Annotated in this window: 11 protein-coding genes and 4 pseudogenes; 6 read left to right on the top strand and 9 right to left on the bottom strand. The window is 68.1% G+C overall.

The annotated features are described in order from the left end of the window. From CED_RS25535 to CED_RS18830, 4 genes and pseudogenes are all read right to left on the bottom strand, one after another. The coding region (locus tag CED_RS25535) for a transposase (RefSeq protein ID WP_369807858.1) at positions 1 to 82 on the bottom strand (82 nt) is incomplete at its 3' end. 34 nt (positions 83 to 116) lie between these two features. Beyond that, positions 117 to 258, bottom strand: a pseudogene (locus CED_RS26360) (IS630 family transposase); the annotation flags it as partial. A 1,137-nt stretch (positions 259 to 1,395) separates the two neighbouring features. Next, a complete protein-coding gene (locus CED_RS18825) occupies positions 1,396 to 2,007 on the bottom strand; it encodes a transposase (RefSeq protein WP_084680862.1) in 612 nt (203 codons plus the stop codon). Continuing rightward, positions 1,932 to 2,471: a winged helix-turn-helix domain-containing protein gene (locus tag CED_RS18830; RefSeq protein ID WP_035912857.1), complete on the bottom strand. Its 540-nt coding sequence runs from the start codon at positions 2,469 to 2,471 to the stop codon at positions 1,932 to 1,934. Before CED_RS18830 ends, CED_RS18825 begins: the two co-directional genes overlap by 76 nt. Positions 2,472 to 2,674: 203 nt before the next feature. Here CED_RS18830 and CED_RS18835 point away from each other — a divergent pair. After that, a pseudogene (locus tag CED_RS18835) lies at positions 2,675 to 3,605 on the top strand (transposase); the annotation flags it as partial. Positions 3,606 to 3,687: 82 nt separating this feature from the next. On the opposite strand, the pseudogene CED_RS18840 reads toward CED_RS18835, so the two are convergent. The 3 genes and pseudogenes from CED_RS18840 to CED_RS18850 all read right to left on the bottom strand — a co-directional run bounded on the left by CED_RS18840 (position 3,688) and on the right by CED_RS18850 (position 6,827). Next, positions 3,688 to 4,669: pseudogene (locus tag CED_RS18840) on the bottom strand (tyrosine-type recombinase/integrase). After that, positions 4,666 to 5,619: a tyrosine-type recombinase/integrase gene (locus CED_RS18845; RefSeq protein WP_035912860.1), complete on the bottom strand. Its 954-nt coding sequence runs from the start codon at positions 5,617 to 5,619 to the stop codon at positions 4,666 to 4,668. The pseudogene CED_RS18840 and the gene CED_RS18845 overlap by 4 nt, the downstream one beginning before the upstream one ends. Further along, a complete protein-coding gene (locus tag CED_RS18850) occupies positions 5,616 to 6,827 on the bottom strand; it encodes a tyrosine-type recombinase/integrase (RefSeq protein WP_035912862.1) in 1,212 nt (403 codons plus the stop codon). The genes CED_RS18845 and CED_RS18850 overlap by 4 nt, the downstream gene beginning before the upstream one ends. 160 nt (positions 6,828 to 6,987) lie before the next feature. Between CED_RS18850 and CED_RS21710 the strand changes: the two are divergent. The 4 genes and pseudogenes from CED_RS21710 to CED_RS18870 form a co-directional block, all read left to right on the top strand. Next, a pseudogene (locus CED_RS21710) lies at positions 6,988 to 7,515 on the top strand (transposase); the annotation flags it as partial. Positions 7,516 to 9,057: 1,542 nt separating this feature from the next. Then, on the top strand, positions 9,058 to 9,507 hold the full coding sequence (locus CED_RS18860) for a hypothetical protein (protein WP_035912865.1): 450 nt from the start codon (positions 9,058 to 9,060) through the stop codon (positions 9,505 to 9,507). Positions 9,508 to 9,567: 60 nt separating this feature from the next. Continuing rightward, positions 9,568 to 10,854, top strand: coding sequence for a helix-turn-helix transcriptional regulator (locus tag CED_RS18865; RefSeq protein WP_035912867.1), 1,287 nt, complete (start codon positions 9,568 to 9,570; stop codon positions 10,852 to 10,854). Positions 10,855 to 11,235: 381 nt separating this feature from the next. Next, positions 11,236 to 11,808 carry a YceI family protein gene (locus CED_RS18870; protein WP_035912870.1) on the top strand — a complete coding sequence of 191 codons (573 nt, stop codon included), beginning with the start codon at positions 11,236 to 11,238 and terminating at the stop codon, positions 11,806 to 11,808. A gap of 96 nt (positions 11,809 to 11,904) precedes the next feature. Here CED_RS18870 and CED_RS18875 read toward each other — a convergent pair whose 3' ends face one another. Next, positions 11,905 to 12,468: a transposase gene (locus tag CED_RS18875; protein WP_051623908.1), complete on the bottom strand. Its 564-nt coding sequence runs from the start codon at positions 12,466 to 12,468 to the stop codon at positions 11,905 to 11,907. 192 nt (positions 12,469 to 12,660) lie between these two features. Here CED_RS18875 and CED_RS18880 point away from each other — a divergent pair, with 192 nt between their 5' ends. After that, the gene (locus tag CED_RS18880) at positions 12,661 to 14,130 is read left to right on the top strand and encodes an MFS transporter (protein WP_160172411.1); all 1,470 of its coding nucleotides are present in this window, start codon (positions 12,661 to 12,663) and stop codon (positions 14,128 to 14,130) included. 137 nt (positions 14,131 to 14,267) lie between these two features. On the opposite strand, the gene CED_RS25815 is transcribed toward CED_RS18880, so the two are convergent. Beyond that, positions 14,268 to 14,393, bottom strand: a complete 126-nt coding sequence (locus CED_RS25815) for a hypothetical protein (RefSeq protein ID WP_255353888.1) — start codon at positions 14,391 to 14,393, stop codon at positions 14,268 to 14,270. Positions 14,394 to 15,270 lie beyond the last annotated feature (877 nt).

Genomic DNA, 15,270 nt, shown 5'->3' on the forward strand with positions numbered 1-15,270 from the left:
AGTGTTTGCCGGCCGGCTCGTTGTTCCCCGGACACAGTCTCGCCCACGACGCCACGTGCCCGGCGGTCGGGAACCGGGTCATGTCGCCGCCGGTCTCGGCGATGTTGATCTGCGCCCTCGGCGATCTTCGCCGGGGGCATGCCTTGGGCGGAGAGCAGGATCATCTGCGCCCGCCGCCACGTCACCACCGGCCCGCTCGAGCGGCGCACGATCCGCAACAGCCTCTGCCCCATCCGGATCGATCTTCCGGACCCGCACCCGTTCGCCACAGCACGGATCATCGACCCGACACCCAGACCGCCGAGGCAAGCGACTCGACGCGTCCTCACAATGGCGAACCTTGCCGGATGCGGCACTAGCATGGTGGTGCAGAGGGAGGCGTGGTGGTGGTCGAACTGGCCACTGAGCGCATCACACAGAGCCGATCTTGCCGCGCATCCCTTGCGGGCCAGCTCGCAAGCACGTGCGGGTCGCGTTCGCCGGCAATCAGCACGTCGAGCATCGCCCGGCTGGAGACACCGAGGATATCGGAGACGAACACCGATGGCGTGATCCCGGCGTCCTCCAGCACTCGGTGCAGGCGTTGGACTTCGCGGATGTGTTCTTGGGTGACGACGGTGCGGTAGCGGGTCAGATCGCGTCATCGTTGGATGGGTGGAGGTGGGACGAAGCTGGGGCGGACCAGGCTGTTCGATCAGCAGGGCGGAGTTGGCGAAGTCGGTCGTCCAGCCGGGTACGTTGCGCAGTGCCGGGCGTTGAGGAGCTGGCAGTCGAAGGCGTCCCCGAGCAGGTAGAACACCGGCTTCCATCCCTACCAAGGTCACCTCGTGCGCGGCCAGCCAGTCCCGTATTTCCAGCAACGTCGGAGTGGTCGTGGTGAACGGGTGAACCTCCTGCCAGCGGCATTTCCCCAGGCCAGGGATCCGGACACAGGCGTTCACATCGGCCTTGCCAATATCGAGACCGGCTCACCGCTCGGCGAACGTCCCCACTGGACATCTCCCACGATGCATCAGGCGGGACGTCCGGGACGACCCGCCAGGCCAACAAGAAGCTGAGTCACGTGCTCGCAGCAACAGTCACGAGTGCCTGAGAGCGGCCTCCGGCCGCCTTCGTCGACTACCCGTTCCGGGAGTTCCCCGTGCCTGCCATGTGCCGGGTCCCCAGCCTCGTAGCCAAGATGGTCCCATCTCTGCCAGCAGGACCCGATCGAAGACGGCCTTCGTCATCTTCTTCAGCAGGCCATCGACCCCGTCGATTGGCGTACCGATCTTCTTCACGTCCTTCAACAACGCGTCAATCAGGTCCGGAGAGAAAGCCTCGGAGAGCCGGTGCGCCGCCCTCATGTCATCTGCCTGAACTGGTACTGACTTTTAATGCGCGAGGTTACATCGATCACGACCCTTCCCATGCCAGGCCGGTTTCGGCGAGGAACCCGACGAGCAGACCGGGCCGGTACTGCATCTGTTTCAGCCCGTGCCTGACCCTCTGGTACACCTCGTCGACGGTGCGCACAGCCAGGTTCGCCAGGGTGGTGCCTTTCAACCAGGCCCACACCCCCTCCACCGGATTGATCTCAGGTGCATACGCCGGCAGCAGCACCGCACTCACCCAGCCCGCATGCGCCTCCAGGAAGGCGACCATCTCCGCCTGCCGGTGCACGTTCACCCGGTCCCAGACCAGTACCAGCCGCCCTCCGGGCAGCTGCGCATGCGCGGCGGCCACCAGGTCCCGGCAGTCCTCCCAGCCGATCCCCTTGCGCTCACCCGAGCGGCCGTGCCACACCCGGGCCCGGTAGACCAGCCGCGGACGCCACCCCGGCCGGTAGCAGACCATCCCGACCACACTCNCCCGGCCGTTCCCGCCCCGGCCGAGCACCCGCACCACCGGTGTGACCCCACGCCGCCCCCACGTCCTCGCCCGTGGCGGCCTCAGGCCCTGCCCTGTCTCGTCGAGGAAACAGATCCAGGCGTCCCGGGCCGCCGCCGTGGTTTTACCGCCGGCCACTCCCGGTCCTTCCACTCCTGCACCGCCACCTCATCGCGCTCGACCGCCCGCAGGGCGGGCAGCTGACACGACCANCCCCGCCGATCCAGCAACATCCACACCCCGGCCAGGGTGTAGCCCACCCCGAACTCCTTCTCGATCACCTCCCGGACCCGGGCCAGGGTCCACCGCTGGTCGTCCCAGCCGTAGCGCCCCGGCCCGCGGCGCAGGATCGCCTCCAGCCGGGCCAGATCCCGATCATCCAACCGGCACCGCGACAACGGCCCGGCCGACCGCAACGCCGCCGCACCCCCGGCCTCCCAAGCCCGGTACCAGCAGCTCGCGGTCTTCCGGGTCACCCGCAACTCCCGCGCCACCTCCACCCGGCTCGCCCCCTGGGCGAACCGGTCAGCCGCAGCCATCCGCACCNGCTCACGTCTCACCTGCTCGGCGGGCGTCAACCCGCCACCCGTCGCGTACCTCATACCGGAGAGCTACCCGGCCCGCCAGCGACCATCACTGATCACCGGTAACTTCACCGATTAAAGATCAGTAGCTGTTCACGTCGGTTGGGTTGCGGCCTTGTAGATCTTGTTCGGTGATCGTGTGGCGTTCGCGGGCCGGTGGGTGATGATCGGATAGCGTCCGGGACGTGGAGTCAGGCGGCCGTCCGACGTACGAGGAACTCGTGCGTCTGCTTGCGGACCGGGACGCCACCATCGCCGCCCAGGCGGCCACGATCGCGGAGCAGGCGCGGCCGGTCGAGCGGCTGGTCGGGCAGGTGGAGCAGTTCACCGACAGGGTCCGCGAACTGGACCGCCAACTCGGCAGGGACAGTACGAACTCGTCGTGGCCGTCGTCGTCGGACAGCCCGTATACGAAGAAGAAGGCCAAGCCCCGGTCGTCGCGGACGTCGACGGGCCGGCCGAGGGGGGTGGCCCGGCGCGGCGGGCGCGACCCGTCAGATGGTCGACGACCCGGACGAGACCCACACGATCGACCCGTCGTTATGCGCGGACTGCGGGTTCCCACTGGCNGGAGCGCNGAGGCTCACGNCGCGGCGCCACNAGATCTTCGNCCCGCCGCCCCCGCCACGCCCGTATGTCATCGAGTACCGGATCGTGACGCGGGTCTGCCCGTGCTGCGCGGCGACGGCCGAGGGGCTGACACCCGTCCCGCTGGCGGGCCGGCTTGTCTGGGGCCCGCGGATGCTCGCGCGAGCGGTGTGGCTCGTGTGCGCGCGCCGCCTCCCGATCCGCCGCGCCGCGGCGGTCCTGACGGTGATGGTCGGCGCGACGGTCTCCGCCGGCTGGGCCGGCGGCGTGCGCGCCCGCGCCGCGCGGCTGTTGGAGAACACCTTCCTCCCGCACGTGCGGACGTTGATCGCCGCCGCGCCGGTCGCGCACGCCGACGAGACGACCGCCCGCGCCGACGGTGCGCTGCGCTACGTCCACGTCGCCGCTACCGACTACCTGACCGCGATGCACACCGGTGACCGGACCGCCGAGGCGATCGACGCCGGCGGGATCTGGCCGGCGTTCACCGGCGTGCTGATGCGGGACGGCTACAACGGCTACACCCACCTCACCCGGGCGCTGCACGCTTGGTGCGGCGCGCATTATCCGGACGTCGCGGTTATGCGGACCTTAGGACGGTTGACGCTGGTTGCCGGGCGTGCGACCTGGTGCCGGGTTGGGATATTTAGAGGCTTTCGAGGAAAGCGAGGAGCTGGTCGGGGGGCTGGTAGCGGCCGGGGTTGGTCGACGGCGGCGTGGTCCTGTCCACTGCCCGCTGTTTGAGTTCGAGGTCGGCTTCCAGGTAAATACGTGTCGTGGTCACGCTCTCATGGTCCCAGCCACAGCGCGATGACGGTGACATCGACGCCGGCGTGCAGCAGGCGCATCGCAGCGGTGTGACGCAGCACGTGAGGGGTCACGATCTTGCCGGCCAGCGAGGGGCAGTCCGCGGCGGCGTGGTGGGCGATGCGGCGGGCGAGGGCATCGCGGCTGAGCTGNTGCCCGGTGCGGTTCGGGAACAGGACGTCGGCCGGGGCGCCGCCGCGCTCACGGGTCCAAGCGTGCAGGACGGTGATTGTGTGGCTGGTCAGCGGGGTGACCCGGTCCTTGCGTCCTTTGCCGTGGCACCGCAGGTGCGCTGCGGTGCCCAGGTTCAGGTCCGCGAGGGTCAGACCGGTGGCCTCGGACGCGCGTAGACCCGTCTGCGCCATCGTGACGATCAGGGAGTGGTCGCGCCGGCCTGTCCAGGTGGTTTGGTCCGGGCTGGCGAGCAGCGCGTCGAGCTCGGCGTCGGTGAGGTAGGTGACGATCGTCTTCTCGGAGCGTTTGGCTGGAATCGCCAGTACCCGGGTGATGCCGGCCGCGTGTTCGGGGTGGCGCAGGGCCGCGAAGGCAAACAGGGAGTGGATCGCGGCGAGCCTCGCGTTGCGAGTCCGGGCGCTGTTGCGCCGGTCGGTCTCGAGGTGGTCGAGGAATGCCGCGACCAGCGGCGCGTCCAGGTCGGCGAAGTCGAGGCGGCTCGCGGATTTGCCGGTGCGGGCAGTCGCGAAGACCAGCAGCATCCGTAGGGTGTCGCGGTAGGCGGCGATCGTGTGCTCGCTGGCCTTGAGCTGGCGGACGAGCCGGTCGGTGAAGAATGCCTGCATCGTGCCGGCGATCGGCGTCATCCCGCGCCTCCTCTGTCCGAGGGCGGGCTTCCGCCTGGCGGACGGGTCTCGAGCCGGCGCGCGGCCTCCGCGAGCAACTCCGGCGCTGCGTCCAGATACCAGTAGGTGTTTTTCGGATCGGCGTGTCCGAGGTAGGCCGACAGCAGCGGCAACCGGGCAGCGACGTCGCCGCCGTCGCGATACCAGCCGAGCAGGGTCGCGACCGCAAAACTGTGCCTCGTGTCGTGCGGCCGGGGTCGGGCCCCACCCGGGCGGGCGGTCAGCCCCACACGGGCAGCCAGCAGGCGGAACTGGAAGTCGATGCTCACCGTGAGCAGCCGGCTGCCCGGGTTGGAGACCAACAGCGCGGGGCTGATGGGCTGGGGGTGGATCGCGTCACGGGTGTGCTGGTAGGCCCGCAGCGCCGCGACCGTGGTCGGGTGCAGTGGGAGCTGGCGGGAGCGTCCGTTCTTGCTGGCGCGCACGGTCAGCAGCCCGGCATCCGGGTCGAAGTCACTGTCGTCGAGGCGGGCGGCCNCGCCGATGCGGATGCCGGNGACCGTGAGAAGGCCGATGAGGGTCCGGTAGGTCGCCGCCGTCATCGAGTAACGCAACGTGTCCGCGGCGGCCATCAGCGCGGCGATGTCGGCATCGGAGTAGAGGTAGGGCACCGCGCGGCTGGAGCCCTTGGCGAACAGGCCAGGTGGCGGGACCGGCACCGCCGGGTCGAGGGTGTGCAGGTAGCCGGCGAACCCCCGCACGGCCCCCATCCGCATCCGCAGCCAGCTCGGGCCCGCCTTCGCCGGGGCCGTGACCCAGTCGAGCACGTCGTCGATGGTGAAAGCCCCGGTGCCGCGCTGCTCGAGGAAGTCGAGGAACTGAGCGAGCAGCTTCTCCTCCCGGGCGAGCCCGAACCCGAAGGCCCGGCGCAGCGTCAGGTAGTCGCCCAGTGCGGCACGCAGCCCGGTCACGACAGGCTCCCCGGCCAGGGCCGGGCCAGCGCCCGCAGCGCCTCACGGTCGACCTTCGCGTAGATCGCCGTAGTCCCAGGTCGCCGGTGTCTCAGCACCTGGCCGACCTCCGCCAGCGGTGATCCGGCGCGCAGCATCCCGGTCGCCGCGGTGTGCCGCAGCCGGTGGGCGGTCACCGGCCCAAGACCGGCCCGCCGCCCAGCGGCGATGACCGCCTGGGTCNCCCCGGTGCTCGTCAGGCCCCGGTGCGGTGCCTTCNCCCGGATNAACNCCCGCCGGTCGAGCGCCGTCGTGGGACGGCCGTCGCGCAGGTAGCCGGCGACCGCCTCCCCGACATCGACCGGCAGCGGCAGCCGGTCGACCCGGCCGCCCTTGCCGCGCACGATGACCTCGCCCCGACGCCAGTCGAGATCGCCCAGGCTCAGCGTGGCGACCTCGCCGGCGCGCAGCCCGAGCCGGGTCATCAACGTCATCATCGCCAGGTCCCGGCGCCCGGCTGTCGTGGCCTGGTCGCAGGACGCGAGCAGCCGTGCCGCCTCGTCCGGCTCGAGGANCCGCGGCAACTNTTCCCGCCGGTCGGCGACCTTCGGCACCGCATCGACGAGCAGGTCGGGCACCAGGCCGTCGTAGTGCAGGAACCGCAGCAGGCCGCGCAGCGCGCTCGCGGCACGCTGGACCGACTTCGCCGGCCGGACCCGCGCGGTGTCGAGCACGAACCCGGCGACGTCGCCGCGGGTCAGACCAGCCAAATTCAGGGCACCGTCTGGGCCGGCGCGGACGGCCACGAACGGCCGCACGAGAGCGACGTAGTCCTCGGCGCTCTCCGCCCCCAACCCTCGCTCGCCGAGCAGGTAGTCACGAAAGCGCGCGAGCAGGCTGTCCACCGCGGAGCCGGCCGTCGCCGCCCGCGGCGGGGGCGCGGCGCCCAGAGAACGTAGGTAGCCGAGCAACGGTTCGAGGGCCTTCGGCGTGAGCCACTGCGCATAGCCCGCGGCCCGCCGGACCTGGAGAAACTCCTCCGTCACGGTCGACGACAGCCCGGTGACCTCCGTACCACGGTCCGCCATCCAGCGGCTCAGATGCGCGGCCAGCCGCAGCTGGTCACGCGTCGCGAACGGCGTGAAGCCGAGCCGCCGCAACTCCTCGACGAACCCGGCCGCATAAGACTCCAACGGGCCCACGACCCGGACACCCAGCAGGTTCTGCATGACCCGACCTCCTCACCGACCGGCAAGAAGATCGTCAGTTGCTGGTGAATTTATATGTCGACTTCACCCACGGAGACCACACAGAGACCATGCGACGTCCACTGACGTCCGCATAACCGCGACGTCTGGATAATGGGCGTTATGCTGACGTCAGCATAACGCGCACACCCTGCGTGACCTGCGGTCCATCCACGACGGGGATCCGGCCGGGCAGGTCTGGGCCGACGCGATGGCGTCCACCCTGCTCGACGCCCACCACGCCGCGTGCGCCGCCCGCGACGCCGGGGCGAACGCGCTCGCGCCCGAGGCCGTCGTCCTCATCCGCAACCACTACCGCGGCGCGCTCGCCCGCGGCGAGACCGACAACCACGGCGACCGCTCCTCACTCGCCCACGACGCCCACACACTGATCCGCCGGATGCGNCGCGAGGAGGACATGATCCTCCGCTTCGTCGTCGATCTGACCGTGCCCTTCTCGAACAACCAAGCAGAAAGGGACGTCAGGCCGGTCAAGGTCCAGCAACGCACCTCCGGTGGTTGCTGGCGGACCCTGGCCGGCCTCGTCGACTTCGCGGTCGTGCAGTCCTACCTGTCGACCGCGACCAAGTGGGGCCTCGACNCCCTCGACGTTCTCGAACGACTCTTCACGACCGGCCCCTGGCTACCGCCCGCCGCTGAACCCGGCTAACGCGGCCAGCCTGCCATACCGCCAAACGANCCCCGTGCGCATCGCGCACGGGGCACTCCGCCTGCCCTGCCGATAAGCGCCAAGCGCACCGCCTACCACCCGAGCTGAACAGCTACCTGAACTGACGTGTTTGCACCTATTTGGGGTCTATATCTGACCTACCTAATAACGGGTAGATCGACCTTGACTCACCTCCGGCTCGCACTGTCGCCATGCCATGACACGCCNGCCGAGCGGGTGTACGAGTTCCCGGTCAATGTGGCGCACAGAGATCTTGACGAGGCCCAGTGTGCCAGCCCGCCACCCAGCGTCCGCGNCCCGGCTGACCGGCACATNCCAGTCNCCGACCAGCTGGCCCGCCGTGACCAGCGCCGCGATCAACAGCCGCCCGCCCCACACCGCCAGCGGCGTGTTCTCGACGAAGCCGACCCGGGAACGCCCCGCGTTCTCACACCCCTGCCGCCTCTTATGCCAGGCACCTGCGCCGCCGCAGCCACCAGGTGGCGCACCGCGTGCCCGGCCGTCTCCCGCACCTGCCCCGGCACCTCGCCGCAGCCCAGACAGCAGACCACCGTCCCCGACCGCCGCCGTCATGTGCACCGTCAGCGGCCCGTCCACTTCCCGCTCGGCGAGCTCGACCTGAAGAGGCCAGCCGGGAGCCCCAGCAAGCCGCTCAGCGTACAACCCGTACCCCGAGACACGAAGAGCGATAAATCAGTGGCAACACGGGGCCTACTCAAGCTGCACCCGAATGGACCTGTCGTTACAGGTCGCGGGGTACCGGGGTACCGGCCCTGTCGTGTTCGCGACTGCTGGCGAGGCGCGCTGTGCGCGTTGATCAATTCGCGACGGTACTCCACCATCCCATTTCCGAGTGTGCGAGCGCTGGGTGACGCGGTCACCAGCCATGTGACGACCGTTACCAATCAGCCTTCTCCGATCACGCGTCAGACCGATGAAGATCAGAATCCTGGCCGCGCGCGGCCAGGCGGCCCAACGGACTGCTCTTCGCCCCGCCCTGGAACAATATTGCTGCCAGGTCGGCGGGCTGAGAGTACTGTGTCACAATGCCACCGGAACGCAGCGTACGGCACACAGACACCAGGGAAGTAGATCTTTGTGTCGGCGCTACTGTCGGTATCCGCGGGCCGGCCTGACGAGATTCGTGCGCTCGAACGGGAGGATGAGGATCTTCAGGTGGACCGATTGCTTCTGGTCGATCAGCCGCCCGCTAGGGGATCTAGTTTCCAACCCAAACCTGCAGCCTCCCGCCGGTGAGCTGGCCAGGTCAGCAGCGCTCGCAGGATCCATTGATGACGATGACACCGCGGCTATCGCCGCGCTTCTGGCGCGGTGACTTTCTGTGAGCGGAGCAGGGGTCCAACGACTGGGGGAAACGTGCGACCACTCCGATTCAGAAACTGTTCCAACACGCCATTGACTGAAGCGATACCGATGCCGCAGGACCGTCCACCCGCTCTCCCATGGCTATCCAACTGCTATGATGTCCTGGTTCATTCTCCGCCGGTCGTCGTACCTGATGTGACCGCCTGCGAGGCCCGCGCCGGAGTGTGGCTACCCGCCTACGAACTTGGTACAGTACTACTTGAGTACGCGACCCGCACCGCAGATAGCATCCGGCTGGATCAGGCCATCGCACTGCTACGCGTCGCTGGCGCTGTCGGTCCGGAGACGGGTGAGGACTACGCGGCTAACTCGCATCAACTTGGTCGTGCGCTGCGGACCAGGTTCGATCGTCACGGTGACCTCGCAGACCTGAACATGGCGATCTCCGTCCTGCAGCAGGCCAGAGCAGGATTAGCCGCCGCGCGCTGCGAACGGTCGACGGAGTCTCTGGCCCGGATTCTCGATCTGTTCTGCCAATGCCTGCGGCGCCGCTTCGAGATCACCGGTCGGCTGGACGACCTGGACGTCGCGCACGAAGCGCAGGCCGCGTCCCGCGAGTTGTGCCGGCGGTCCTACTCTCAATGAGAGCGGCCGCTGGGCCGGGTTCCGGGCGCCGTGTGCGCGATGACGGAGAGGCAGCAAGCGATGGGGAGGCAACCTGCCCTCGGGCATCGCCTGAAGGCACTGCGTCTACGACGTGGGCTGTCCCAGACGGACCTGGCCGGCAGCGCCCTGTCGGCCAGCGCCGTGTCGCTGCTGGAAGCTGGGCGCCGCGAGCCGTCATGGTCCACCATTGAGGCGCTGGCCGCGAGGCTGGGCTGCCAACCGGAGTTCCTGGCCGACGGGGTCGACCTGCTTGGTGTCGACGACGAATCACGCCTGGTCGCCTTGGGTGAGGTGGCGCTCCAGGAGTTCGACCCGGAGTCGGCGACGCGGCGCTTCGAGCAGGTGCTGGCCTTCGGCGTCACTGACCCGATGCGCATGATGCGGGCCCGGCTAGGGCTGGCCGAGGCGGGGGTGTCCGCGGGTCGGGGTGACGACGCGGCCGAGGCGCTGGCTCGGTTGAACGAGGAGTTCGAGACGCAGCGGATCGCGGTGCCGCTGGTCGTCCAGATCACCACCGCCAGAGTGCAACGGGCCCGGGGCCGGGTGGATGACTGCTGCAGGACCGTGCACACCGCACTCGCCCACGTCGACCACCTGGGCCTGACTGGTCTGCGGGAACACGTCGAGCTGGGTATCGTCGCCGTCGGCGCGGCCGCGGACAGCGGCGATCTCGCGAACGCCGCGGCGTATGCCCAAGCCGTGCTTGACGCTGTCGGGCCGGTACAGTCACGGACGGTGCAGTCGGCGGCCTATGCACGGGCTAGTGACCTGGCTGCGGCGGAGGGCTGCACGCTGGAGGCGCTGTACCTCGCCGAGCGTGCAGCACACCTCGGGCGCGAGGGCAGCGGCATGAACGCTCCGGCGGCCATCCGGATGTCCCTTGCCTGGCTGCTGCTGCGGCAGGAGGCGCCGGATCCGGTGGCCTCGCGGGCGCTGCTCTCGGACGCGCGCCACGAGCTCGAGAGCATCGGCGACCTGAACACGCTGGTCTGCTGCGAGACGCAGCTGTCCCAGGTTGCCCTCGCCGAGAACGACCCAGACGAGGCGGCGCGGTGGGCCCAGCTTGCGCTCGGGCGGGCCGGGCCTGAGGTCGGTGACCTAGAGCTAATCCATGCCAGAATCGCCCTCGGTGAGAGCCACTTCTCCGCGGGAGCGCTAGCGGAAGCCCTGAAGTCGTACGCCCATGCCGCGCAAGACCTGGACAAGTTCGACGACTCACGCAGGACCGCGGCGGTCTGGAGCGAGCTGGGCCGCCTGTTCCAGCAGATCGGTGCCGCTGACGAGGCCCTGCGCGCGTACAGCCGGGCGCTGAACGCCAGCCGCTGAGGGCAGCCGCCCGGCATGACAGCATCCTGTCATGCTGTTGATGGGGTGCCGTCGGACGGCGTCGAGTCCCCGTAACACGCACATCAGCAGCGATGTCGCCGAGGCGCTTGCGCTCGTGGCCGCATCTGTTGTAATTTTCCTGTCACAGACCTGGGCGCAACGTTAGTCAATTGCAACGGAGGCTCGCCGATGGGGCGTACTTGCGCTCGCGACTGGCTTGTGCCGGTGACTCTGTGACAACAGCCGAGACGCGACGCCCTGGACGGCGGAGCGCCCACCCAGCGCCCAGGCCGATCCTGGAGAGCGCTCGCGGACGTCGCCATGCGGGGCGAACCCGCGCCGGCAATCCCGTGCATCGACAACTGATGAAGGAGAAATGGGATGACGACCGCCTCCCTTGCCCCCGCGGGGCTGACTGCGGGCATCTGGAACATTGACACCGCCCATTCCGAGGTGTCCTTCGTCGTCAGGCACCTGGGCCTGTTCAAGGTCCGCGGCTCGTTCGCGGCATTCGAGGGAATGCTCACCGTGGCCTCGGAGGTCACGGAGTCGGTCGTCGAGGTCGAGGTCGATATGAGTTCGGTCGATACGCGCGACCCCAATCGTGACAACCACCTGCGCTCGCCGGAGTTCTTCGACGCGGCGCAGTACCCTAAGATGACCTTCCGCTCCACGGCCCTTCGGATCAATGCCGAGCGAGCGTGCCTGGTCGGCGATCTGACGATCCGCGGGGTGACCCGCCCGCTGGAGCTGGAGGTCGAGGCCGTCGGCATACTGACGGACCCGATGGGTCTCACCCGTGTTGGATTCGTCGCCCACGGAGAGCTCCTGCGCAGCGAGTTCGGTATGGCGTTCAACATGCCACTGAGCGACGGCGGCGTCATGCTCAGCGACAAGGTACGGATCGAACTCGACATCCAGGCTGTCCGGCAGGCCGACCTCGACGTGAGCTAGGCTGGAATGATGTTGCTGCTGCGGCCACGGGTCCGTCCCTTGGCGGTGCTGGCTCCCTAGGGAGAAATCGCTCGTTGGGNGACCAGGTTGTCGAGATCATCGATGATGTTGGCCGCCTGGCTGACCTGGGTCCGCGCGGTGCGCAGCGCGATACTGAAGATGCCACGGTTGGGGTCTACTCCGGGCCGTAGATCTCCTACGTGACACCGTTCTGGGTACGCGCCCGCAGGACCGGCCGTCGAGGATCGTGGACTTCACCTCGAGGAACGCGGTCTCGATCAGCCGCCGGTCGTGATGGAGTCGGATCAGGTCGGCGGCGGGGATCGCCGGGTCGAGCACGGTGGAGACCAGCTGGTAGTAGCCAGTCCTCCTACCAGCATCGGTGGCGGTCGTGATCTCGCAGCGGATCACCTGAACGTCGAGTTGGCCGGCCCGAGAGCGCCAAGAGCCGTCCCGGTAGACCTCCCCGGCTGGGAGGAGCCGGTTGTTGGTGCCCCGGACCAGTACGTCCGTCTCGGTCGCGGCGATCTTCTCCAACAGCGGCTGGCCGCCGAAGTTGCGGTCAGCGAGCACGATCATCCCGACATGCAGGCTGTCGAGGAGACGGGCCGCGCAGGTCGGTTGGCCATCGGACGTAGGCGCGAACACCGAGTCGACCACCCGCGGATGCCGGAGGCGATCAGTACGACGAGACGGATCCAGAGAGATTCCAGTTCACAGTAGCGAGATCGATCGCACCGAATCGGCTCTGGCCGCGGCGTCGCCCCTACGCGCGGGCCTGAATCTGCTCCGGCAGATCTTCCATAAGGTCGGGGCGGGTTGATCTCGATGGCCCTACGGGNGGAGGNGCTGATGCCGGAAGCTGGGTCGAATCTGCTCATCCGTGAGCGACTGGTACTCACGGTTCTTCTTGCCGTGCAGTTTATGCTGATCTTGGACGTGTCGGTAGTCAGTGTGGCGATGCCGGACATCCAGCGCGGCCTGCGGATCGGCGCTGGCGACCTTCAGTGGGTCGCCACCTCCTACACGCTCGCCTTCGGAGGTCTTCTCGTAGCGGCGGGAAGATTNGGCGNCATGTTNGAGCGCCGGCGGNTGTTNATATTNGGNACGGCATTGTTCACCATTAGTTCACTGGCCTGTGGTTTGACCTGGCAGGCGTGGCAACTCTTCATCGCCAGAGGGGTTCAGGGAGTCGGGGCGGCTATCGTCTCCCCAGTGGCTCTGTCCCTGCTGACGACGAGTTTCGCCGAGGGCCAGAAGCGTGACAGAGTTCTCGGGTTATGGGGCGCGGTCGCATCCGGCGGTGCGGTAGTCGGCCAGGTGGCAGGCGGCGTCATCACTGATTTTCTGGGCTGGAGGTGGGTCTTCTTGATCAATCTTCCCGTCGGGATCTGTGCCTGTGTCGCCGCGTACCTTCTACTTACCAGAGAGACGGGGCAGCGAGAAGCGAGCCTCGACATCGTCGGAGCGTTGACGCTGACGATCGGCTCGGTGCTCGCAGTCCTAGGGATCAGCCATATGGCGGATCACGGCGCCGACGCGACGACCTCGGGCGCATTCGCCGCAGCGCTGGTCTCGCTAGCCGCCTTCGCGGCACAGGAGCGCCGGCACGGTGATCCGCTGATTCGGTTCGGGGTCTTCCGCAACCCGAGCCTGGTTGGCGGTAACCTGCTTTCCATCGTAAATGGCGTGGTGGTGATGACTGCCATCTTCTTCTCGACCATCTACATGCAGCATGTTCTTGGCTACTCGCCCGTTGAGGCCGGGTTGGCCTTCGCCCCGGTCACGGTCGTGATCCTGCTCATCTCAAGCCAGACCGAACGCCTCGTCGCCGCCTATGGCGTTCGCACCCTGCTCGTCGCCGGCGCCCTGTTCAACGTGGCGGGGNTGCTTGGGCTCTTGATGATGCGAATCGACGGCAACTACTGGAGCACCGTGCTGCCTGGGCTGATGCTTCTCGGAACTGGCCAGGGGTTGGCCTTCGCGCCGGCCACAATAGCGGCTACGCGCGGCGTGCCCGACGATGAGCAGGGCCTCGCGTCCGGCCTGGTAACCACATCCCAGCAACTCGGTGGTGCTGTGGGCTTCGCGGTCCTGGCGACCGTCGCGGCGGCAACGCTCCCCGATCCAGCGACGGCCGACAACGTCGCACTCATTCACAGTTTCCGTATCGGCTACCTCGCCGGGCTGGCACTTCCGCTGCTCTCGGTGCTCGTGGCGCTCATCCTGATCCCCGGCAGGGCGCCAGAATCTAAGGTCGCGGCAGAGCCAATTCCCCCCAAGCCCGCCGAGAAAAGCAGGAAATCTCACTCGAATCTCTAGTACTAATGAGTGTTGATGTGTGGAGGCATGTCGACCATAGTTCCTCCAAGGCCAGGCCAGGCCAGGCCGGTTTCGGTGAGGAAGCCCAACAGCAGCGCGGGCTGGTACTGCAGCCGTTTCAACCCGTGAGTGGCCGCCTAGCAGACCTCGTCGAGGGTGCGGGCGGCGGTCAGGTTCACCACGGCGGTGCGCTTGAGCTGGGACCACGCTCCCTCGGCCGGGTTCAGCTTAGGGGTGTAGGCCCGCAGCAGCACCATGCTCACCCAGCCAGCGTGCTACCGCAGGAGCGTGGTTATCTTCGCCTGCCGGTAAATGTTCACCTGATCCCAGACCAGCACCAACTGGCCCTCTCGGGAAGCTGCGCGTGCGGGGCGGCCAGCAAGNCCCGGGCAGCGGCCCAGCCGATGCCTTCCGCCCGCCACCACCGCGCTAAGCCCGGGCCCGGTAGAACGGCGGTGGTCGCCAGCCCGGCCGGNAGCAGACCATCCCGACCAAACTCACCCGGCCGTTGCCGCCCCGACCGGGGNACACCNCCNGCGTCCGCCCACGCCGACCCCACTTCCGACCACGTAATAGCACCGCCGGAGAGCCACATGCGTAGATAGATGCCCCGCGAGTTCCGGAAGCGCCCCGGAGAACCGAACCGGCACTCAAGCCGGAATCGCGCTCCAGCCGACTTCACGCCCGGACTCTCTGCCTTGCCCTGGACGAAGGTCCCCCCACCGCCTTGTCGAGACCTGGAACGCGAAAGCCACTAAGCTACGTGCCGGTATCGACTTTCCGCACGCCACCCAGGCCATTCAGATCACCCGCCACCGAGCCGCCGCTGCAAGCCAGCCACCACCGAAGCCGTCCACGCAATCACGGTAAGTATTCGGCGATGGCGTGGAGGGGCTGGTTCCGCCGTGTGGCGGTGTCGTGGCTGTGGCGGGAGTCGGGCGGAGTGTCCGCGGGATGCTGGTGGGGGGTTGTGGGCTCTTCGTGATACGTCGGGTGTAGTTCCTGATACCGAGGACGCTGGTGATGTGTCCTGGGTGGTGTGTCTGTTCTGTCTGTCACCGATGATGTCACCGAGGTGGCGTACTGGCGTGGGCGTGCCGAGCGGGCCGAGGAGTGTGCGGAGAAAGCCGAGGCCCGTGT

Origin of the sequence: Frankia sp. CeD (assembly GCF_000732115.1) — a bacterium.
Taxonomy (GTDB): Bacteria; Actinomycetota; Actinomycetes; order Frankiales; family Frankiaceae; genus Frankia; species Frankia casuarinae.